Annotated in this window: 17 protein-coding genes and 1 pseudogene; 11 read left to right on the top strand and 7 right to left on the bottom strand. The window is 33.8% G+C overall.

Going from position 1 to position 22030, the window contains the following annotated elements; all coding sequences use genetic code 11:
• The 5 genes and pseudogenes from ACOYLT_RS04620 to ACOYLT_RS04600 all read left to right on the top strand — a co-directional run.
• Positions 1 to 839 (top strand): annotated as a pseudogene (locus ACOYLT_RS04620) (glutamate synthase subunit alpha); the annotation flags it as partial.
• Positions 840 to 844: 5 nt separating this feature from the next.
• Entirely contained in the window at positions 845 to 2299 is a 1455-nt protein-coding gene (locus ACOYLT_RS04615; protein ID WP_422852681.1) for a glutamate synthase subunit beta, read from the top strand.
• A 94-nt stretch (positions 2300 to 2393) separates the two neighbouring features.
• The gene (gene lysA / locus ACOYLT_RS04610; RefSeq protein ID WP_422852680.1) at positions 2394 to 3599 is read left to right on the top strand and encodes a diaminopimelate decarboxylase; all 1206 of its coding nucleotides are present in this window, start codon (positions 2394 to 2396) and stop codon (positions 3597 to 3599) included.
• A gap of 858 nt (positions 3600 to 4457) precedes the next feature.
• Complete coding sequence (locus ACOYLT_RS04605) at positions 4458 to 5717, top strand: T9SS type A sorting domain-containing protein (protein WP_422852679.1); 1260 nt, start codon at positions 4458 to 4460, stop codon at positions 5715 to 5717.
• A 262-nt stretch (positions 5718 to 5979) separates the two neighbouring features.
• Positions 5980 to 6609: a T9SS type A sorting domain-containing protein gene (locus ACOYLT_RS04600; protein ID WP_422852678.1), complete on the top strand. Its 630-nt coding sequence runs from the start codon at positions 5980 to 5982 to the stop codon at positions 6607 to 6609.
• A gap of 190 nt (positions 6610 to 6799) precedes the next feature.
• On the opposite strand, the gene holA is transcribed toward ACOYLT_RS04600, so the two are convergent.
• Positions 6800 to 7804, bottom strand: a complete 1005-nt coding sequence (holA, locus tag ACOYLT_RS04595; protein WP_422852677.1) for a DNA polymerase III subunit delta — start codon at positions 7802 to 7804, stop codon at positions 6800 to 6802.
• A 48-nt stretch (positions 7805 to 7852) separates the two neighbouring features.
• On the opposite strand from holA, the gene ACOYLT_RS04590 reads away from it, so the two are divergent.
• The 3 genes from ACOYLT_RS04590 (at position 7853) to ACOYLT_RS04580 (ending at position 10215) form a co-directional block, all read left to right on the top strand.
• A complete protein-coding gene (locus ACOYLT_RS04590) occupies positions 7853 to 8302 on the top strand; it encodes a type I restriction enzyme HsdR N-terminal domain-containing protein (RefSeq protein ID WP_422852676.1) in 450 nt (149 codons plus the stop codon).
• A gap of 3 nt (positions 8303 to 8305) precedes the next feature.
• Positions 8306 to 9295, top strand: coding sequence for a glycosyltransferase family 2 protein (locus ACOYLT_RS04585; protein WP_422852675.1), 990 nt, complete (start codon positions 8306 to 8308; stop codon positions 9293 to 9295).
• A gap of 83 nt (positions 9296 to 9378) precedes the next feature.
• Entirely contained in the window at positions 9379 to 10215 is an 837-nt protein-coding gene (locus ACOYLT_RS04580; RefSeq protein ID WP_422852674.1) for an OmpA/MotB family protein, read from the top strand.
• 105 nt (positions 10216 to 10320) lie between these two features.
• On the opposite strand, the gene ACOYLT_RS04575 is transcribed toward ACOYLT_RS04580, so the two are convergent.
• Both ACOYLT_RS04575 and ACOYLT_RS04570 read right to left on the bottom strand, forming a co-directional pair.
• Positions 10321 to 10941: an L-threonylcarbamoyladenylate synthase gene (locus tag ACOYLT_RS04575; RefSeq protein ID WP_422852673.1), complete on the bottom strand. Its 621-nt coding sequence runs from the start codon at positions 10939 to 10941 to the stop codon at positions 10321 to 10323.
• Positions 10942 to 11072: 131 nt separating this feature from the next.
• Positions 11073 to 13400: an ATP-dependent helicase gene (locus ACOYLT_RS04570; RefSeq protein WP_422852682.1), complete on the bottom strand. Its 2328-nt coding sequence runs from the start codon at positions 13398 to 13400 to the stop codon at positions 11073 to 11075.
• A gap of 104 nt (positions 13401 to 13504) precedes the next feature.
• Between ACOYLT_RS04570 and ACOYLT_RS04565 the strand changes: the two genes are divergently transcribed.
• Positions 13505 to 14026, top strand: coding sequence for a hypothetical protein (locus ACOYLT_RS04565; RefSeq protein WP_422852672.1), 522 nt, complete (start codon positions 13505 to 13507; stop codon positions 14024 to 14026).
• A gap of 28 nt (positions 14027 to 14054) precedes the next feature.
• On the opposite strand, the gene ACOYLT_RS04560 is transcribed toward ACOYLT_RS04565, so the two are convergent.
• From ACOYLT_RS04560 to ACOYLT_RS04550, 3 genes are read right to left on the bottom strand one after another with little or no spacing between them, the layout of a single operon-like run.
• Positions 14055 to 16046, bottom strand: coding sequence for a cytochrome c biogenesis protein CcdA (locus ACOYLT_RS04560; protein WP_422852671.1), 1992 nt, complete (start codon positions 16044 to 16046; stop codon positions 14055 to 14057).
• On the bottom strand, positions 16046 to 17356 hold the full coding sequence (gene tilS / locus ACOYLT_RS04555; protein WP_422852670.1) for a tRNA lysidine(34) synthetase TilS: 1311 nt from the start codon (positions 17354 to 17356) through the stop codon (positions 16046 to 16048). The genes ACOYLT_RS04560 and tilS overlap by 1 nt, the downstream gene beginning before the upstream one ends.
• Positions 17357 to 17377: 21 nt before the next feature.
• A complete protein-coding gene (locus tag ACOYLT_RS04550) occupies positions 17378 to 18661 on the bottom strand; it encodes an anthranilate synthase component I family protein (RefSeq protein WP_422852669.1) in 1284 nt (427 codons plus the stop codon).
• Between the two features lie 164 nt (positions 18662 to 18825).
• Between ACOYLT_RS04550 and ACOYLT_RS04545 the strand changes: the two genes are divergently transcribed.
• A complete protein-coding gene (locus ACOYLT_RS04545) occupies positions 18826 to 19200 on the top strand; it encodes a DoxX family protein (protein ID WP_422852668.1) in 375 nt (124 codons plus the stop codon).
• Between the two features lie 52 nt (positions 19201 to 19252).
• On the opposite strand, the gene katG is transcribed toward ACOYLT_RS04545, so the two are convergent.
• A complete protein-coding gene (gene katG, locus ACOYLT_RS04540; protein ID WP_422852667.1) occupies positions 19253 to 21457 on the bottom strand; it encodes a catalase/peroxidase HPI in 2205 nt (734 codons plus the stop codon).
• A gap of 180 nt (positions 21458 to 21637) precedes the next feature.
• Between katG and ACOYLT_RS04535 the strand changes: the two genes are divergently transcribed.
• A partial coding sequence (locus tag ACOYLT_RS04535) for an amino acid permease (protein ID WP_422852666.1) occupies positions 21638 to 22030 on the top strand: 393 nt, incomplete at its 3' end.

The raw sequence follows: 22030 nt of genomic DNA, 5'->3' as shown, positions 1-22030 counted from the left end.
CTCAAGATCACAATTTAGACCATGTTCTCGATTTTGAAATTATAAAAGCTACCATTCCTTCTATCTACAGAAAAGAAAAAACCAGAATTAATTTTACTATTAAAAATACTGATCGATCTGTAGGAGCTATTTTAAGTAACGAAATTTCTAAAATTTATGGAGCTCAAGGTTTGCCTGAAGACACCATACTAATTGACTTTGAAGGTTCGGCAGGGCAAAGTTTTGGAGCTTTTGCAACAAATGGATTATCACTTAAAATTCATGGAAATTGTAATGATTACCTTGGCAAAGGGCTTTCTGGAGGAAAATTAATCATTAAAGTTCCTCAAACTGCCACCTTCAAACCTGAAGATAATATAATTATTGGCAATGTTGCACTTTATGGTGCCATTACTGGTGAAGCTTATATCAATGGAATAGCAGGCGAACGTTTTTGCGTTAGAAATTCGGGAGCAAAAGCTGTGGTTGAAGGCATTGGAGACCATGGTTGTGAATATATGACAGGCGGAACAGTAGTTGTTCTTGGAAAAACAGGGAGAAATTTTGCCGCAGGAATGAGTGGCGGAATTGCCTATGTGTTTGACCCAAATAAGCTTTTTGAAAACGGTTTGTGTAATATGGAAATGGTTGAACTAGAAACATTAGAAGAAAGTGATGTAACTAAATTACGAAGATTGATAAAAAATCATTCTATGTATACGAATAGCCCTTTGGCAAAAAGAATTCTAAATGATTGGGAAAACCAACAAAACCATTTTATAAAAGTCATGCCAAAAGATTACAAAAAAGCATTACTAAGATTATCAGAAGAAAAACAAATAGCCACATTAATAGCCTAATAGCCATGGGAAAGATTGGAGGATTTAAAGAATTTCATAGAACTGACGAGAGTAATCTCCCGGTACTAGAAAGAGTTTCAAATTACAAGGAATTTACCATTCCATTAGATAAAACTAAAATCAAAGAACAAGGTTCTAGATGCATGGATTGTGGCATACCGTTTTGTCATAGCGCTTGTCCTTTGGGCAATTTAATACCTGATTTTAATGATAAAGTGCATCAAGAAGAATGGCAAAGTGCACTAACTATTTTACAAGCCACTAATAATTTTCCTGAATTCACAGGGAGATTATGTCCTGCACCTTGTGAAAAATCTTGTGTATTAGGTATTATTAGTGAACCTATAGCAATTGAAAACATTGAAAAAAATATTGTGGAAAAAGGTTTTGCCGAAGGCTGGATAAAACCACAAATCCCTGAAACAAGAACTGGAAAAAAAGTAGCCGTCATCGGTTCTGGACCCGCTGGTTTAGCAGCAGCACAACAATTAAATCTAGCTGGACATTGGGTGACAGTTTTCGAAAGAGAGAATGCTATAGGTGGCCTTTTACGCTATGGTATTCCTAATTTTAAATTAGAAAAAGAAGTTATTGACCGAAGAATAGCTATATTAGAAGCTGAGGGCATTGTCTTTAAAACTAATATTGAAGTTGGTGTAAATTATAGCGTTACTCAATTAGAAGAATTTGATTCGATAGTACTATGTGGCGGAGCTACAGAAAAAAGAAGCTTGCCTACTAAAGGCATTGAAAGCAAAGGTGTGGTGCAAGCCATGACTTTTTTAACACAACAAACAAAAGTCTTATATGGCGAAAAGATACCTAACCAAATCACAGCAACTGGTAAAAATGTAATTGTGATTGGTGGTGGAGATACCGGTTCTGATTGTGTGGGAACATCCAACAGACAAGGAGCCAAATCAGTTACAAATTTTGAAATATTACCTAAGCCCACTGAATATAGAAGCGAAACAACTCCATGGCCTTTTTGGCCGTTACAATTAAAAACTTCTTCCTCTCATGAGGAAGGATGTAATAGAAACTGGTTGATTAACACTAAAGAATTTATTGCCAATGAAAAAGGAGAACTGATAGGGTTAAAGACTGTAGAAGTAGCTTGGAAAATGGTCCCAGGAAAAAGTCCCGAATTGATTGAAAAAGAAGATTCTGAAAAAATTTGGCCTTGTGATTTAGCACTACTGGCTTTAGGATTTACAGGACCAGAAAAAATACTGAGCAAACAATTAGGCATTGAAATAGACAATCGAAACAACTTTAAAGCGACAAAATACCAAACTAATGTTCCTCATATTTTTACCGCTGGTGATATGAGACGTGGACAATCACTTATTGTTTGGGCAATATCCGAAGGTAGAGAGGCAGCTCGAGAAGTAGATTTGTATTTGATGGGTTATACTAACTTGCCAACCAAAGGAAAAGGTGATTTGCCAAGTATCTGATGCAAAATCACTTTAACACTATAAATTAAATTATAGTAAAAATTTTCAAATAAACTTATTCAACGACTATATTTACCTTTTATTAATCAAGTCTATGCAACCTTCAGAATTACTTCAATTGGCTCATGAATTCGGTAATCCATTATATGTTTATGATGCCAAAAAAATTGAATTTAAATACAACCGACTAACCAATGCTTTTTCAAAAGTTCATAACCTTCGTATTAACTATGCGATGAAAGCCTTGTCAAATATTTCGATATTGAAGTTATTGCAAAAAATGGGTTCTGGATTGGATACTGTTTCTATTCAAGAAGTACAACTAGGATTACATGCAGGCTTTACACCAGACAAAATCATCTTTACCCCTAATGGTGTTTCTTTTGAGGAGATTGAAGAAGTAGCGCAACTAGGCGTGCAAATCAATATTGATAATCTTTCCATCTTGGAGCAATTTGGCACAAAACACCCTAAAGTATCTGTTTGTATTCGCATCAATCCTCATGTGATGGCGGGTGGCAATGAGAACATTTCCGTAGGTCATATTGATAGTAAATTTGGTATTTCTATATATCAAATTCCGCATGTGTTGCGCATTGTTGAAAATACAAAAATGACTATTAATGGTATTCACATGCATACGGGTTCAGATATTTTAGATATTGAAGTTTTCCTGTATGCTTCCGAAATATTGTTTGATATTGCCAAACAATTTAAAGAATTGACCTTCCTTGATTTTGGTTCTGGATTTAAAGTACCTTATAAAAAAGGCGATATCGAAACCAATATTGAAGAACTAGGACGCAAACTTACCAAACGCTTCTTGGCGTTTGAAAAAGAATATGGAAAACCTTTAACCTTAGCTTTTGAACCTGGTAAATTTTTGGTCAGTGAGGCAGGTTATTTTTTGGCCAAAGTAAATGTCATAAAACAAACCACCTCAACCGTTTTTGCCGGAATTGATAGCGGCTTTAATCATTTGATTCGTCCTATGTTTTATGGTTCGCAGCATAGCATTGACAACATTTCTAACCCAAAAGGCAAAGAGCGTTTCTACACAGTGGTAGGTTACATTTGCGAAACCGATACTTTTGCCAACAACCGCAAAATTCCCGAAATACACGAAGGTGATGTTTTGTGTTTCCGCAATGCCGGTGCCTATTGTTTCTCTATGGCATCCAACTACAACTCGCGCTACAAACCTGCCGAAGTATTATGGAAAAACGGCAAAGGCCATCTAATTCGAGAGCATGAAACCTTTGATAATTTGTTGCAGAATCAAATCTTGATAGAAATATAATTACTACATCTCAAAACCTCGGTATTTTTTCTTCGCCTACGGTTTTACTTTTTAGAAAGCCTTTTTCTTCTAAAACTATTAGATAATTTCCAATAGTATCTAATGATGCTAGACCTTCTGCTTCTAATTGTTGGCGGTTTATTATCGAGAGTAAAAAATTGGAAACATTACCTTTGAAATGATTTTCGAGAGTAAAATTTACTGAAATTTACACGCCCGTTAGTACTAATAGTATTCTACAAAATAAAAGCTCATTTGATGATTAATAATAAAAAGTGTTAAATTTGAATTTAAATAAAGTGTGAAGTTAGTCACACATATACACTCAAAAATGGGTGGCTTTGTGTTACAAAATGTGATTTTATCACACATTTAAATGAGTTGGAAGAGATTCTAAAAAAACCGTAAAGCAAGATCAAATGAATTCAATTATTAGATACATTTTCGCACGAGAACTTTATAGAACATATTCAGAAAATCGAGGCGAAATTGCACATCATTTAACTTTGCGAAATATTTGGAATTACAGGTTTAGGAAAAGTTTTAAGTTCTGTAATCGCATTAATCGGAATTGGATTTGTCGCTTTACCAACCGGAATAATAAGTTCAGCATTTATAAGTAGAATGCAAAAAGAAAAAGAAAGTAGAAAGGAATGTAAATGTCCAAATTGTGGAACTGAGTTTTAAATAGAAAGAACCATCTGCCAACACGTGTCAAACGCAATCGCTAGAATTCGGCTTCGGGAAGCCTATTTTTACTATGTTCGTTTTTTCTAAAATAGAAAAAAACTCTGCTCCTTAGCCTCAGCAGTCATAAGTTATCGGAACGTTAGCGGTAATTCTAATAAAATGAAAAAAATGAAAAAAAACAAACTTGTCCTCCTATTAATTATGATAAGCTACTTTAGTTTTTCGCAGACAAATGTATCTGGAGGAATATACTCCGATACAACTTGGTCACCTTCAGGCAATCCCTACATCGTTACGGATAACGTTGTTGTATTTGAGGATATAACTTTGACCATTGAACCTGGAGTAATAATAAAATTTGAATATGGTCTAGGAATCGAGTTAAGAGGAAAATTAATTGCTATTGGTAACGCAACAGATACTATAACTTTTACTTCAAATTTAGTTTCTCCAGTTCAAAGTTCATGGAGCGGAATTACTGTAATAGGCACGATAGGAATTGAAAACGGTCAAGTAACAATGGAATATTGTAATGGCGAATATGCAGCTACTTTCATTGACCTAAATCTTGCATATAATGGGCCGTATATTTTTAGACATTGTTACTTTGCAAATAATTTCCGAACAAACTATGATGGAGGCTCTCCTAGTACACTTTTTGAGAATTGTACCTTTGAATCAAACTATCTTGGCTTGGGTTATTGCCAATTTGATTCAAAAGTAGTTAATAGTTCTTTTATTAATAATGTTAATGGAGTGGAAGCAATTAAAATTATTGATACTTGTTTTTTTTCTGGCAATACTGGCGTAGCAGTAACACCTTATGGAGCTACAATTAATTGCACAATTCAAAACAATTACATAGGAGTAAAAGGTCTATTTAATAGCTCAAATAATATTTTTATAAATAATACTCTTAAAAACAATTCAATTGGTGTTGAGATTGAATCATATTTCAATGGCTTTATTAATTTTACTGGAAACACAATTTGCAACAATACAATATACAATATTCAACTTCTTGGCACCAATAATGCAGACCTTTCTAATAATTGTTGGTGTTCATCAGACTCTACTTATATCCGTTCTACTATATATGATGGTTATTTAAACACTTCATATGGTCTTATTAATTTTTTGCCTTTTACAACTAATTGTCATGAACTCGAAATAAATGAAATAACCGAAAACAACAATTCACCAGCATTAGTGTTTCCTAATCCATTTGGCAATGAAATTGAAATTATAAGTGTAAAGAATGAATCAACCGAAATTAAAATTTTTGACGTAAGTGGCAGATTAATAATAGATAATAAGTTTATAAACTCAAATATAATAAATACTGAAGTTCTTCCAAAAGGAGTTTATTTTTATCACCTTGAAACAGAGAAAGGTTATTACAAGAAAGGAAAACTTGTAAAACGTTAAAACAATATAGATTCTAGTAAAAACTAAAACTACCACTTCCAAATGCTAAATCTCATGGCAATTTTTCGGTAAATTGTGCTTTTCATTTTTTCATAACTTCACTCTGTCGTTTAAGGAAAAAGATTTCCTTAAGCTGCTACTAACTTTAGCTTAGTCCGTTAGCTATTACATCAAAAACGGCTGTTGATAAACGCCTATCAATTAAAAATCATACATTTATGATTAAATTTGTAAAAAAATTAAAATTGAAAACATCAGCATTATGACAAAAAAAATACTATTACTCACATTTTTAATTAGCTCGATTAATTTCAATTTATTTGGACAAAATAATCCAGTAGAGAACTTAACTTGGGAGCATTATTATGAATATCCAAACAATTTTTTTCAACTCAATTGGGAAGAGCCAGCGCAACCACATAATGAGTTGATTGGATATAATATTTATCGAGATAATGAATTATACAGATTTCAAACGGAAACAAGTTTATATAATTTGTATTCGGAAATATTTGGAATGGTAACAAATTGTAGTGTAGAATTTCTATCATATGGAAATGGTTCTGGCTTTAACATTCATGTAAACGCTGTATACAATCCTAATCAAACTGAATCAAATTATTTACAGACTACTTATTGTTATGGTGCTTTATTAAATAATAGTAGTTTTGAACAAGAAAAGTCATTTATATTCCCGAATCCAACAAATGGTATCTTAAATATAGGAAAAGAAAATATTGATAAAATTGTTATTCATGATATTTCAGGAAAAGTAATTAGAGAACTTGGAAATGAATCTCAAATTGATTTAAGTAATTTGTCTAAAGGTTTATATTTAATTAAACTATTTTCTGGAAAAGAAATAATTATTGACAAAATAGTAATTGAGTAAATTAAGTTCGAAATATAAGACTTTGCAAATAAGAGGCAAACTTACTAAAAAGGCTAGCTCCGCAATGGATTCCTATGAAAAGCTGCGCAAATTTCGCCAGACTTTGCATAGCTTTTTTTATAATTGGTAAATTTTAAACTTATGAAAAACCTTGTTATAATTACCCTGTAAACGATAGATTGAATATAGTCTAGTTAAAAATTTTTACCAGCATTTCTTTGTATAAATCTGAATTGTGCAAGTTAGCAGCTCCTACTCCTTTGCTTTTTAAATCTATGTCGCGCAGGGTAGCCACTATAGTACTTACTTTTCGCATTGGGTAATTCCTAGCGGCACTAATATAGTCATTCACAAAAAAAGGATTTACTCTTAAGACTTTTGCCACATTGGCTGGTGATTTGTCTTTCAGTCCATGATAGAGTAACAAGCTCGAGAAAAATGAAAACACTTGTCCGTTGACCAACACCATTGGGTTTTCTTTTTGATTTTGAGAAAAATATTCTGCTATTTGATAAGCTCTAAACTGGTTGGCATCGCCAATGGCTTTTCGGAATTCAAAGACATTAAAATCTTTACTAAAGCCAATGTTTTCTTCTATATGACTTGGCGAAATAGTACTGCCTTTTGGCAAGATGATTTCGAGTTTGGTTAATTCGTTAGCTATTCGGCTTAGGTCATTGCCTAGAAAAGCTACAAGCATCGCATTGGCTTTGGGTTCTATTTTATAACCTCTGCCTTGCAGAACACGGTTAATCCACTGCCCTACTTGATTTTCATACATTTTTTTACTTTCATAAACCAACCCGTGTTTATAAATTGTTTTGGCTATCTTCTTGCGTTTGTCAATGGTTTTATATTTATAGGCCATGACCAAAACCGTTGTAGGTTGTGGATTTTCGGCATAAGGTTCTAACTTATCGATTTCTTTAGCTAGATGTTGTGCTTCTTTTATTATAACTACTTGGCGCTCAGCCATCATTGGGTAACGCTTGGCATTCGCTATTATATCATCAATAGTAGTATCGCGACCATACAATACCATTTGATTGAAACCTTTTTCTTCTTCTGTTAGCAGATTGTTTTCGAGGTATTCAGTTATGCGGTCAATATAATAAGGTTCTTCGCCCATTAGGAAATATATAGGTTTTATATTCCCAGCTTTTATATCGTTTATTATTTTTAGAACCTCATCCATTTTATGGAATTTTGAATATTAATTTTGAATTTTAAATTACATTTGCTTATGCAAAAACTCAATTTTCCTTCTTATTCGTTTCGCTTCAAAAATAGTGAAAATAAAGTATCTATTTTTGATGATATCAGGAAAAAGTTTATTATTCTAACTCCTGAGGAATGGGTTCGCCAGCACACGGTTCAATACTTGTTACAAGATAAAAATTATCCCAAATCCTACCTCAACGTAGAGAAATTGATTAGCATAAATGACATTCATAAACGTTATGACATTGTTGTTTTCAAACCTAATGGAGACTTATTTTTATTGATAGAATGCAAAGCTCCTGAAGTGAAAATATCCCAAGCTACCTTCGACCAAATAGCACGTTATAACCTGAAACTTAATGCGCAATACTTAATGGTTACAAATGGTGTAAATCATTACTTTTGTCAAATGGATTTTGAAAAAGAACAGTATGTTTTTTTAGAAAAGTTGCCTAATTTCTTAAACGATTAACTTTTGAAAAAAATTGCCGTAGTCATACTAAATTGGAATGGAGCAAATCTATTGGAGCAGTTCTTGCCTGGTGCGGTGAGGTATTCTGAAGAGGCAACGGTTTATGTGGTCGATAATGCTTCAACAGACTCTTCTATAGAAGTTATTAAAACTCAATTTCCGAGTGTAAAGATTATTCAGAACGATGGTAATTATGGTTTTGCCAAAGGTTATAATGTGGCGCTGCAACAGGTAGAAGAAGACTATTATGCCTTAATAAATTCTGATATTGAAGTGACTGAAGGATGGCTCACTCCTATCCTATCTATCTTTAACAAAGAGCCCAAAATAGGTATTACCCAACCAAAAATACTAGATTATAAACGCAGAGATTATTTTGAATATGCTGGAGCTGCTGGAGGTTTTATAGATCAGTTTGGGTATCCGTTTTGCAGAGGTAGAATTTTTGATACTATTGAAAAAGACAACGGGCAATATGATGATGAAACGGAAATATTTTGGGCAAGTGGTGCTTGTTTATTCATTAGAAAAGAAGTATATCGAAAATTAAACGGGTTTGATGACGATTTCTTTGCACATCAGGAAGAAATTGACTTATGTTGGCGCGCTTTTAATATGGGATATAAAGCAAAATATGTTACAAAATCCGTAGTTTACCATGTTGGCGGCGCTACACTAAACCAAAATAATCCTAAAAAGACATTTTTAAACTTTAGAAATTCTTTGTTAATGCTTACTAAGAATTTGCCCGAAAACAAATTGGTCCCTATTCTATTTGCAAGACTTTGTTTAGATGGTTTAGCAGGAATTCAATTTATTTTTCATGGAAAATTTAAACATTGCTTTGCAATTTTGAAAGCTCATTTTCATTTTTATCATTTGATTAATAGCAATTTAAAAAAACGTAAAGGCAATACTGCTGATAATTACTACCATAAAAAAAGTATCATTTATAATTATTTTGTTAAGAACGGCACCATTTTTGAAAAGTGATTTTAACAAGAGTTTATCATTCGAATTGAAACTCTAAAACTAAAATAATTCGTACTTTTGTATTAATTTTAATTAAACTATCTATGAAAAAAGTATTTTTTGCACTTTCGTTAGTTACCCTAACCCTTACCTCGTGTGGTACTAAGAAAAAAATTGCTGCTTTAGAAGCGCAAAACAAAGAATGTCAAGACTTATTGAATTCAACTACTGTTAAATTGAACTTGTGTTTATCAGAAAAAGATGCCCTTTCAAAACAGGCAGACTATTTAAAACAAAATAATACTGATTTGATAAACAACTCCAAAGAATTGACTGTCCTAACTACAAAAGGGGCACAAAATCTTGAAAAATCATTGGAAAGTTTAAAAGAGAAAGACCTTAAAATATCTCGACTTCAAGATGCTTTGACTAAGAAAGATAGTGTTACACTTGCATTAGTAACAAGCTTAAAAAGCTCTGTTGGAATTTCTGATCCAGATATTGAAGTGAATGTAGAAAAAGGAGTGGTTTTTATTTCTATAGCTGATAAACTATTATTCAAAAGTGGTAGTTATACGGTAAGTGACAAAGCAAAAGAAGTGTTGGCTAAAGTAGCTAAAGTGATTAATAGCAGACCAACTTTTGAATGTATGGTAGAAGGTCATACTGATAATGTTCCGTTTACTGGTAATGCTATTTTACTTGACAACTGGGATTTAAGTGTAAAACGTTCTACGGCTATTGTAAGAGTTTTAACTAAAGACTTGGGAGTAAAACCGTCTCAATTGATAGCAGCCGGAAGAAGTGAATTTATACCATTGGTAGATAATACAACTGCTGACAATAGAACTAAAAACAGAAGAACACGTGTCGTAATTTTACCAAAAATTGATGAATTTTACGATATGATTGAAAAAGAAATGAAAAATCAAAAACAATAGTTTTTTTTAGAAAAAAGATAAAAGAAGCAAGAGTAAATAATCTTATAAAAAAATGTCTCGAGAAATCGGGACTTTTTTTATGTTTCTACTTTGTTTGTATTCTTTTTAAAAAATATCAGTATTTCCTTTTCCTTCTCTAACAACTATGGGTTCATAACCCGATAAATCAATAACAGTGGAACCAACGTTATCACCATAACCCCCATCGATAACTAAATCAACTCTGTTTTGCCATTTCTCAAAAATAAGTTCGGGGTCCGTGGAATATTCTAATACTTCATCATCATCATGGATAGAAGTTGACACAATTGGATTACCCAGCATCCTAACGATTTCTATAGCAATATTATTATCGGGTATACGAATACCAACGGTTTTCTTTTTTCGAAATTCCTTTGGTAAATCATTATTACCAGGGAGAATGAAAGTATATGGTCCAGGTAAAGCTCGTTTTAAAATCTTAAAAGTAGCTGTATCAATTTGTTTGACGTAAACGGACAAGTTGCTTAAATCATGACAGATAAAAGAGAAATTGGATTTCTCCAATTTGATGTTTTTTATTTTAGCAACACGTTCTAAGGCTTTCGTATTGGTAATATCGCATCCTAAACCATAAACGGTATCAGTAGGATAAATTATCAAACCACCGTTACGCAAAACGTCAACTACTTTTTTGATAGCAGCTTCGTTGGGTTTGTCTTCGTATATTTTTAAAAATTCGGCCATAATTAGTTAAAAGAGAAAAGATGAAAGATGAAAGACTTAATCTCTTGTGTATTAATTACTATAATTATCCATTAGCAAAAATCTTATTTCTTGCATCTCGCTTCTTGCCTCTTGCTTCTTGTTTCTTGCCCCTATCCAATCACATCTAACTTTGCAAATCGAAGTAACAACTTCTTAATTCCGCCTACTTCAAATTTGATTTCGGCTTTTTTATCAGCGCCAATACCTTCAAGGTTTATAATTTCACCTTTCCCAAAGCGCTCGTGCATTACAATATTTCCAATAGTTAGTTTACTTTCAAACAAATTAGTATTGCTCGGTGCATTGCCAACAGGCTTCAATTTACGAATATTTGCTGAAGAAACGGGTTCATTATCATTTCTTTTGGGTGGTGTTCCGCCAACTGGTTTTGCTAATCGCAATTTGGATTTATCAATGTCGCCAAAAATATCCAAATCCATCGTGGGTTTATAATGATAACCACCATTGTCCACAGGATTAATATACTCCAAATACTCGTCTTTTATTTCTTCAATAAAACGTGAAGGTTCGGCATCGGTTAATTTTCCCCAACGGTATCTTGATTGCGCATAGGTTAAATACGCTTGATGCTCGGCTCGGGTTAACGCCACATAAAACAATCGGCGTTCTTCTTCCAATTCGCTTCGGGTGTTCAAACTCATCGCGCTTGGAAATAAATCTTCTTCCAATCCAACAATAAAAACATAAGGAAATTCCAAACCCTTTGCCAAGTGGATCGTCATAAGCGCTACTCTATCATCATCGCCTGTGTCTTTGTCTAAATCGGTGGCGAGTGCCACATCCTCCAGGAATTCAGATAAAGCACCACGCGCACCATCAATTTCCCTTTGTCCTTCTATGAAATCTTTAATACCACCCATTAACGTTTCGATATTCTCGATACGAGCAATACCTTCGGGTGTGGCATCTTTTTTTAGTTCTTGAACTAATCCTGTTTTCTTGGCAACATGTTCGGTCAACACAAAGGCATCTTGTTGCTCATTCACTACTTGAAAACTCTTGATTAGGGTAACAAAATCTTCAATCTTTTGTTTGGTTCCCGAATTGAGTTTCAAGTCAATCTTATCAATATTTTCCATCACTTCAAATAGGGAACGTTTGTAATGATTGGCAGCAATTGTTAGTTTTTCGATAGTAGTATCGCCTATTCCTCGCGCCGGATAATTGATAACCCGAACCAAAGCTTCTTCGTCTTTTGGATTAATGACCAAGCGCAAATAGCACAACACATCTTTAATTTCCTTTCGTTGATAAAAAGACAAACCACCATAAATTCGATACGGAATATCACGCTTTCTCAAGGCATCTTCCATGGCTCGTGATTGTGCATTGGTTCGGTACAAAATAGCAAATTGTCCGTTGAGCATTTGATTGCGCATCTTTTGTTCAAAAATTTCTGCAGCTACAAAACGTCCTTCTTCACCATCGGTAACACTGCGGTGGACTTTTATTTTAGACCCATAATCGTTGGCAGTCCAAACGACTTTATCCAACTTGGTTTTGTTCTTATCGATAATCGAATTGGCAGCTTCGACAATATTCTTGGTGGAACGGTAATTTTGCTCTAATCGATAGGTTTTTACATTTTCATAATCCTTTTGGAAATTGAGAATGTTATTGATATTGGCACCACGAAAAGCATAAATACTCTGAGCATCATCGCCAACGACACAAATATTCTGAAATCTATCACTCAAAGCACGTACAATCAAGTACTGAGAATGGTTTGTATCTTGGTACTCATCAACTAAAATGTATCGGAAACGGTCTTGGTACTTGGCCAATACATCTGGAAAACGATTTAATAATTCATTGGTTTTTAATAACAAATCATCAAAATCCATCGCACCACTTTTGAAACATCGCTCTACATAATTTTGATAAATTTCTCCCAAACGCGGCTTCTTGCTCATGGCATCGGCTTCTTGCAATTCGGGATTATTGAAGTAGGCTTTTACCGTGATAAGAGAGTTTTTATAGGATGATATTCTGCCCAAAATTTGTTTTGGCTTATAAATATCTTTATCCAATTGCATTTCTTTGATGATGGCTGAAATCAATCGAACACTATCTTGTGTGTCATAAATGGTAAAGTTGGAAGGATAACCCAGTTTGTCGGACTCGCTTCTCAGAATTCGGGCAAACACCGAGTGAAAGGTTCCCATCCAAAGGTTTTTGGCTTCGGCTGCACCCACAATATCGCCAATACGCTTTTTCATTTCGCGCGCGGCTTTGTTGGTAAAAGTCAAAGCCAAAATGTTAAACGCATCCACACCCAAACTCATCAAATAGGCAATGCGCACCGTAAGCACGCGTGTTTTTCCAGAACCAGCACCCGCTATGATAATCATGGGGCCGTCTTTTTGATAAACAGGTTCTTGTTGGGCTTCGTTAAGTTGGGAAATGTATTTGTTTATCATCATTATTGAGAAAGCTCAAATTTATAATTACTACCTATGATTTACAATAAATTCAACAGGTATTTCTATTATATTTGTCAACAATTTAAGCGAAAATCATTATGAGCATGGATAAATTTATAGAAGTACTGCTATATGCGGTTCCGTCATTAATAACTGGTGGAGTAGCGTATTATTTATTTGATAGTTATTTTAAAGATCAACAACATACTAGACGTTGGCTATTGCAAAGAGAAAACCAAAAACAGTCATTGCCTCTTCGTTTACAAGCGTATGAGCGCTTGGCATTGTTTTTAGAACGAATAAATGCGGCTAAATTATTGATTAGAGTGGCGCCATTGAGCGACGACAAAAATGATTATGAGCGCTTATTGATACATCATATCGAACAAGAATATGAGCATAATTTGGCGCAACAAATTTATGTTTCTGAGGAATGCTGGACCATTATTACTACTGCCAAAAATACTACTATTCAAAACATCATGAAAACTAATAATAGTGAGAAAGTTGATAACGCTGATAAACTACGTGAAACTATTTTGAATGACTTGTTGGCTAGTCAATCCTCAAGTAGTATTGCTTTGAGCTACTTGAAGAACGAAGTTAAAAATATAGTATGACAAAAATCCCAATCGAAGTTGGGATTTTTTATTTCTTGAACTTACCAATTCCGTCTTTTAGCCAAGCTAGATATTCTTTAACATCTGGGGTATAGCTAATAGGTTCGTTTAGTTTTTGCTCGTTCAAATCAGTTATAACATAATACGGCTGTGTGTTGGTCTTGTATCTAGTGATAACGAAATCAGTCCATTTATCGCCAATGGTTACTATTTCTGAACCCGTAGATTTAGAAATAAACTGTTCGTTTTTTGGCAATTCTCGCTTATCATCTACATATAATGAAATTAAAACCACATCATTTTTAAGATGGTTCAACACTTTTTCATCAGACCACACATTGATTTCCATTTTGCGACAATTGACACAAGCAAAACCAGTAAAATCTAACATAATAGGTTTGTTTACTCTTTTGGCATAAGCAAAACCCTTTTCATAGTCAGTGAACGTGATAATTCCATGTTCACCAATTTTTGCCCCATCGGGTAAATCTTGCTTATTTTCGGACGAGTTTCCAAAAAATCCCATTGGGCTTTCGCTGTAGGTTTGTGGTGGTGGAAACGCACTGATTAATTTTAACGGCGCACCAAATAAACCCGGTATCATATAAACGGTAAAAGCTAAAACCAATAATCCCAATGACAATCTTCCCACAGAAATATGGGTTAGTGGGCTATCATGTGGCGTTGTTATTTTGCCCAATAAATACAAAGCCCAAGTTCCAAAAATGGCTATCCAAATGGCTAAAAAGACTTCTCTTTCTACTAAGTGTAATTGCAACACCAAATCAGCATTGGAAAGAAATTTAAAAGCTAAAGCTAACTCTAGAAAACCTAATGAAACTTTCACCGTGTTTAACCATCCACCTGATTTTGGTAGGGAATTCATCCAACTCGGAAACATGGCAAACAACATAAAAGGCAACGCTAGAGCGGATGAAAAGCCAAGCATTCCCACAATTGGCGCAATACCACCTTTTGAAGCTGACTCGACTAAAAGTGTTCCTACTATTGGTCCGGTACAAGAAAATGAAACGATTGCTAATGCTAATGCCATAAAAAGTATGCCAACAATTCCGCCTCTATCAGCTTGTTTGTCAACCTTGTTTGCCCAAGAATTCGGTAACATAATTTCAAATGCGCCCAAGAAAGAAACGGCAAAGACTACTAATAATAAAAAGAAAAACACGTTAAACCAAGCATTGGTAGACAGCGCATTCAAAGCATCTGCACCAAAAATACCTGTGATTGCTAATCCTAAAACCACATAAATGGCAATGATGGAAATTCCATACAGTATTGCATTGCGTTTGCCTTGAGCTGGATTTTTACTTTGTTTGGTAAAAAAGCTCACAGTCATTGGGATCATTGGGAAAACACATGGTGTTAACAATGCCGCAAATCCACCTAGAAAAGCCAAAAAGAAAATGGCCCACAATCCTTTATCTTCTGCTTGTTTTGGTTCAAATGCTTCAGCAACTGCGGTTGTTTTTACTGCTGCAGGAGCTATTTGGGTGGTATCAACCACAGCGGTATCAGTATTTGAAACAGGTAGATTAAGAGTTGATGCTTCTATTTTTGGCAACTGAAAAGTGAAGGTATTAAACTCGTTAATACAAACATCTTTACAGACTTGAAAATCAATTTTAGCTTTTATCGAAGTTAGTTTTGGATTCTTTATTTTAATTTTCTGAGTAAAAGTGGCTTTCTTTTCAAAGTAATATTCATCTACTTCAAAAACATCGTTGTATTGTTTTTTGTATGGAGATTCTTTTGTTTTTCCTAGTAATTCAAAATTACCTTTCGCATTTTCAAAAGTAAATTCGGCTGGTAATGGACCATTTTCTGGCGTGAATTGCGAATAAACGTGCCAATCCTTCTCAATTGTAGCTTCCATGATCAAGTTGAACTCTGTATCGCTGATTTTTTCAACTTTGCTAGTCCATTTTACGGGTTTTACGATTTGAGCATTTACATTGGCAAAAGCCAACAGCGTAATAAGTGCTAAAAGAAATTTCTTCATTAGGGTATGTACTTTATTTGTAAAATTTTAGTTGTTGCATCAGTTACTTTAAACCGTTCATCTTGTCGTTTTCCTGTTATCCAAATGATTTCATCATTGAAACAAAGTAACCAAATGTTGGCTTTATCAAATAGCGAAAACTTTTCGTCTTTGAAATATTTACTCAATTTCTTTTTTCCAGTCATGCCAAAAGGATGAAAAACATCACCTTCTTTCCAACGGCGAAGGGTTAACGGAAATTGTAATTTTTCTTCATCAACAAATATAGTATGACTTGAAGGATTTGAAATGTCATCTACGTTACAAATTGATAGTTTTAAGGGAAAATTAACTTCACTTTGTTCCTTTTGTATCCAATAAACGGTATCATTTGTAATATCTTGCTTTGGATACAATAGCAAAGTTTCTCTATTTTTTAGCAGCGTATGCGATTCAGAATGTACTTGTTTTCCCGATTGTGAGTGGATTAAATCATAAACAGCTAACCAATCGGAAAAACCAAAAGGTTGCAGCCAATTAAACAAATAAGCATTATGATTTTCTTGTTTTAACAGTTTTACTACGTCAATAATAGTTTGATTTTCGTCTTCTGTAATTACTTTGGAATATAGACTTTTAGAAGCATCAGCAGCCAATGATTGAGTTTGTTTCAAATGACCGATGGTATTTTCAAAAGAAGCAAGAAAACTAGGATTGAGTTCTTTAAATATCGGAATTACATGATGACGCAGTTTGTTTCTCAAATATTTATCAGAAGTATTACTGCTGTCTTCACGCCAAGCGATTTTATTTTCATGGGCAAAAATTTCGATTTCATTTCTAGAAAAAGGCAATAAGGGTCGGATGATTTTATCATTTTGTTCTGGAATTCCAGTTAAACCGTCCAATCCTGAACCACGCGTAAAATTGATTAAAAAAGTTTCGACACTATCATCAAGATGATGTGCTGTTAATATATAATCAAAGTTATGGTTGGCCAAAAGAGAATAAAACCACTGATAACGGTGGTTTCGCGCCACCACTTGAATGGATAGTTTTTGTTGTTCCGCAAAGGTTTTAGTATTAAACTTTTGAATAAATAGTGGAATTTGTAATTTTTCAGTATGGGATTTGACAAAGTTTTCATCATCATCACTTTCATTGCCACGCAACTGAAAATTGCAATGTGCTACCGCAAAATCAAACTGTAATTGCTTACACAAATACACTAATACCATGCTGTCTATTCCACCGCTTACCGCTAAAAGAAGTTTGCTTTTAGGGAGAAAGGGCAAATTTTTAGTGATATTGTCTTGGAATTGCTCAAACATAGTCAAAAGTAGTAATAATTTTTATTGAAGTACCTCAAACATCGCTTTTGCTTTTAACAAACATTCTTCATATTCTAGTTCAGTTTCGGATAATGAGGTAATGGCACTTCCAACTGAAAAGGATAAATACTTGTTTTGAGCATTGTATAAAATACTCCGAATTACGACATTAAAATCAAAATCATTAGTTGGAGTAAAATAACCTACTGCACCGCTATACAAAGCTCGTTTGGTTTCCTCTAATTCTTCAATGATTTTCATTGCGGAGATTTTTGGAGCGCCAGTCATGCTTCCCATGGGAAAAGTAGTTTGAAGGATTTCTATGGGTGATGTTGTGCTTTCTACATTGGAAACCACAGTCGAAATCATTTGGTGGACTTGCTCAAAGGAATAAATTTTACACAACTCTTCCACTTCCACAGTACCTTTGGTAGCGTTATGCGATAAATCATTACGCACTAAATCTACAATCATAATGTTTTCGGAACGCTCTTTTGGATTTTGTTCTAACTCATTTTTTGAGTTTTCGTCTAAAACAGTATCTGAAAAACGCTTGGCAGTGCCCTTAATGGGTTGTGAAATTATTTTATTCCCTTCTTTTCTCAAATAGCGTTCGGGTGATGCACAAAGCAAATAATGATCGTTATTTTTTAAAAAAGCTGCGAATGGCGGTTTTGAAATTTTATTCAATTTCATGTACACCTCTATTGGAGAAACTGAAGCGTTTTCAGCATAAAACTCCATACAAAAGTTAGCCTCATAAATATCACCACGATGAATGTGTTCCAACATTGTGTTTACTTTTTTAATATAGCTTTCTTTTGAAATACGTTGTTTTATCTCTAATTGATAATTGATAATTGATAATTGATAATTAGTATTTATTGCTAAAAAATCGCTTTCAAGTTCATCATCGCATAAATACAAGTAATGCATTTCGAGTTCGTTACCTTTTAAAAAAAACAACTTCTTGGGTTGAAAGAAAAACAAATCTGGGAAATCTAAACCATCAAAATTAGTAGAATATAAATCTTCGATGTCATTTTTCAGGTCATAAGACAAATAGCCAAATAACCAATCTTTAGTTTGTTGCTGGTACTGTTTTAGGTCTTCAAAAGCGTTGAAATAATCTGTTTTTATAGAGGTGAAAGCATCTACAGCAAGGATACAATCATAACTAGAATATTTTTGATGATAATCATTGGAATCTAAAAAAACTACTTCCCTAAACTGTTGAGCCCAATATGATAGTTGGTTTTTGAAAATTTCAGGATTATCTATTTTCTTAGTCAATATTGTTCTCAACGAAAAATAATTTTTAGCATTCAAAATTACGATAAAAAAATATTTTTTTAGGTTTATAATATTAAATACCTCATTAATTGAAACAGAAATAAATACCATTAGTAAAAAACCTTTGGTGTTTTTTGTTTAACTTTGATTGACAAGCCCATTAAATTATTGTGATTATGAAAAATGCAACTATTTTTATTCGAATATCCATTGGGCTTTTGCTCTTGTTTGCTTCTATAAGTTTCTTTTTAAAATTAGCTCCTGAAACAGAAGCAACAGGGAACTTCAAAGCTTTTAATACCGGATTAATTGCTTCTACTTATTTGATACCATTGGCAAAAATCATTGAGTTGTTATGTGGATTATCCTATGTTACTGGGAAATATGTGACCTTAGCGAACATAGTTATTTTACCCATCACATTGAATATTTTATTAATTAATTATTATATGTCTCCCGATAAATTATTTATTGCCATACCGCTTTTTCTTGGCAATCTATTTTTAATTTATCGCTATTGGAATAATTATAAAACACTATTTACTCCATAAAAAAACGTCCCAAAATTTTGGGACGTTTTTGTGTTTTTAAAAAAATCTAATATTATGCTAAATCAAATCGATCTAAGTTCATTACTTTATTCCAAGCTGTTATAAAATCACGAACGAATTTTTCTTTTGCATCACTCTCAGCATAAACTTCAGCAATTGCTCTTAATTCCGAATGAGAACCGAAGATTAAATCCGCTCTAGTTGCTATCCATTTCAAAGCACCTGATTTTCTGTCTTTACCTTCAAATAATTCACCTTTATCGTCAATAGCATTCCATTTTGTCGCTAAATCCAATACGCTTACAAAGAAATCATTAGTCAAAACACCTGGTCTTGAAGTGAAAACTCCGTTTTTAGAACCGTTATAATTTGCATTTAAAACTCTCAATCCTCCTACTAAAACAGTCATTTCAGGAGCTGTTAGATTTAACAATTGTGCTTTATCTACTAGTAAAGCTTCTGTTGTAGAATAGCAAGATGATGCTTTATAATTTCTAAATCCATCAGCTTTTGGCTCAAGTACTTTGAATGATTCCACATCTGTCTGCGCTTGTGTAGCATCTGTACGTCCTGGTTTGAAAGGAACTTTAGTATCAAATCCTCCATCTTTGGAAGCTTTTTCAACTGCTGCACATCCTGCTAAAATAATTACATCAGCCAAAGAAACTTTTTTGTTTCCGCTTTGTTTTGCATTAAAGTTTTGTTGAATAGTTTCCAACGTTGCTAATACTTTATTCAATTGTGTTGGATTATTTACTTCCCAGTTTTTTTGTGGTTCTAATCGAATGCGCGCTCCATTTGACCCACCACGCATATCTGAACCTCTAAATGATGCAGCTGAAGCCCAAGCTGTAGAGACTAATTCAGAAACTGATAGTCCTGCAGCCAATAAATCTGATTTTAGTTGAGCAATATCTTTTTCGTTAACTAACTCATGGTTTACTGCCGGAACTGTATCTTGCCAAATTAAATCTTCTTGAGGTACTTCGCTTCCTATGTATCTTGTTTTTGGTCCCATATCTCTATGGGTTAATTTAAACCATGCTCTTGCAAATGCATCTTCAAACTCTGAGAAGTTTTCTAAAAATCTTCTAGAAATTGGCTCATAAATCGGATCCATTTTTAAAGCTAAATCAGCTGTAGTCATCATAGGTGCAACATGTTTTGTTGTGTTATGAGCATCAACAACTAAAGATGCTGCAGACTCATCTGTTGGTGTCCATTGAAAAGCACCGGCTGGACTTTTCGTTAACTTCCAATCATATTTAAACAATGTTTCTAAATATCCATTATCCCAAGTAGTAGGATTTGGTTTCCATGCTCCTTCAATTCCACTTGTTATAGTATCGCCACCTTTACCAGTGCCAAAAGCATTTTTCCAACCCATTCCCATTTCTTCAATACTTGCAGCTTCTGGTTCTCTTCCTACTAATTCAGCATCACCAGCACCATGTGCTTTCCCAAAAGTATGACCACCAGCTACTAAAGCCACTGTCTCTTCATCGTTCATTGCCATTCTTGCGAATGTTTCTCTAATATCTTTTCCTGAAGCAATAGGATCGGGAACACCATTTGGCCCTTGTGGGTTTACATAAATTAATCCCATTTGAACAGCTGCTAAAGGATCTTCAAGTTCTCTTTCGCCAGAATATCTTTTATCGCCTAACCATTCTGTTTCATTTCCCCAATAAATATCTTGCTCAGGCTCCCAAATGTCTTCGCGACCGCCTGCAAAACCAAATGTCTTGAAACCCATAGATTCCAAAGCACAGTTTCCTGCTAATATCATCAAATCAGCCCATGAAAGACTTTTACCATATTTTTGTTTAATCGGCCAAAGTAACATTCTTGCTTTGTCTAAATTTCCATTATCAGGCCAACTATTGATAGGTGCAAAACGTTGATTTCCTGTCCCTGCACCCCCACGCCCATCAGAAACTCTATACGTTCCAGCACTATGCCATGCCATACGAATAAATAACGGTCCATAATGACCATAATCCGCTGGCCACCAATCCTGAGAGTCAGTCATTAATTCAAAAATATCTTTCTTAACAGCTGCTAAGTCTAAACTTTTAAAAGCTTGTGCATAATTAAAATTTTTGTCTAATGGATTTGATAAGCTAGAATGTTGTCTTAAAATATTTAAGTTTAATCTATTAGGCCACCAATCATTATTTGATGTCCCTCCGCTTGCTGTTTGCATGGAAGTTCCGTGGTTAAAAGGACACTTGCCTTGAGATGATTCATTTGCCATGATTTATTATTTTTATTTTTTTAATTTTATTTTCAAATTTAATGATTCTAAACTTTTTAAAACATAATTTTTAATTATATATTACTATTTATAAATTACTAAAATTTATATTGAATTTCTAAAGATATAATATCATTTTTTCTTTTATATATTTGTTTATTCATCATTAAAAAATTTACTATGTCATTTTCCAATCTCTTTAGAAAAAAATCAACTTCCATTATAATTAAAGAAGGTGGCGATGGTGAGCATACTGGTTTAAATAAAGTATTAACCGTAAAAGATTTAACTTTCTTTGGTATTGCTGCAATTATTGGTGGAGGAACTTTTAGTGCTATTGGGAATGCCTGTTTTTCTGGTGGTCCTGGAGTAATTTTTCTTTATATCATATGTGCTATCGCCTGTGGGTTTACGGCCATGTGTTATGCAGAATTTGCATCACGAGTACCTGTATCGGGTAGTGCTTATACCTACGCCTATGTTTCTTTTGGTGAGATATTTGCATGGATAATTGGTTGGGCATTAATCATGGAATACTCTATCGGTAATATTTATATCGCTTTTTCGTGGAGT

It is taken from the genome of Flavobacterium sp., assembly GCF_049318185.1.
Taxonomy (GTDB): Bacteria; Bacteroidota; Bacteroidia; order Flavobacteriales; family Flavobacteriaceae; genus Flavobacterium.
This window is presented reverse-complemented; position numbering and strand designations above follow the sequence as displayed.

What these genes read in the sequence shown, in the direction of transcription:
- ACOYLT_RS04615 (WP_422852681.1), top strand. Translation starts at nt 845, where the DNA reads ATGGGAAAGATTGGAGGATTTAAAGAATTTCATAGAACTGACGAGAGT.
- lysA (WP_422852680.1), top strand. Translation starts at nt 2,394, where the DNA reads ATGCAACCTTCAGAATTACTTCAATTGGCTCATGAATTCGGTAATCCA.
- ACOYLT_RS04605 (WP_422852679.1), top strand. Translation starts at nt 4,458, where the DNA reads ATGAAAAAAAACAAACTTGTCCTCCTATTAATTATGATAAGCTACTTT.
- ACOYLT_RS04600 (WP_422852678.1), top strand. Translation starts at nt 5,980, where the DNA reads ATGACAAAAAAAATACTATTACTCACATTTTTAATTAGCTCGATTAAT.
- holA (WP_422852677.1), bottom strand. Translation starts at nt 7,804, where the DNA reads ATGGATGAGGTTCTAAAAATAATAAACGATATAAAAGCTGGGAATATA.
- ACOYLT_RS04590 (WP_422852676.1), top strand. Translation starts at nt 7,853, where the DNA reads ATGCAAAAACTCAATTTTCCTTCTTATTCGTTTCGCTTCAAAAATAGT.
- ACOYLT_RS04580 (WP_422852674.1), top strand. Translation starts at nt 9,379, where the DNA reads ATGAAAAAAGTATTTTTTGCACTTTCGTTAGTTACCCTAACCCTTACC.
- ACOYLT_RS04575 (WP_422852673.1), bottom strand. Translation starts at nt 10,941, where the DNA reads ATGGCCGAATTTTTAAAAATATACGAAGACAAACCCAACGAAGCTGCT.
- ACOYLT_RS04565 (WP_422852672.1), top strand. Translation starts at nt 13,505, where the DNA reads ATGAGCATGGATAAATTTATAGAAGTACTGCTATATGCGGTTCCGTCA.
- ACOYLT_RS04560 (WP_422852671.1), bottom strand. Translation starts at nt 16,046, where the DNA reads ATGAAGAAATTTCTTTTAGCACTTATTACGCTGTTGGCTTTTGCCAAT.
- tilS (WP_422852670.1), bottom strand. Translation starts at nt 17,356, where the DNA reads ATGTTTGAGCAATTCCAAGACAATATCACTAAAAATTTGCCCTTTCTC.
- ACOYLT_RS04545 (WP_422852668.1), top strand. Translation starts at nt 18,826, where the DNA reads ATGAAAAATGCAACTATTTTTATTCGAATATCCATTGGGCTTTTGCTC.
- katG (WP_422852667.1), bottom strand. Translation starts at nt 21,457, where the DNA reads ATGGCAAATGAATCATCTCAAGGCAAGTGTCCTTTTAACCACGGAACT.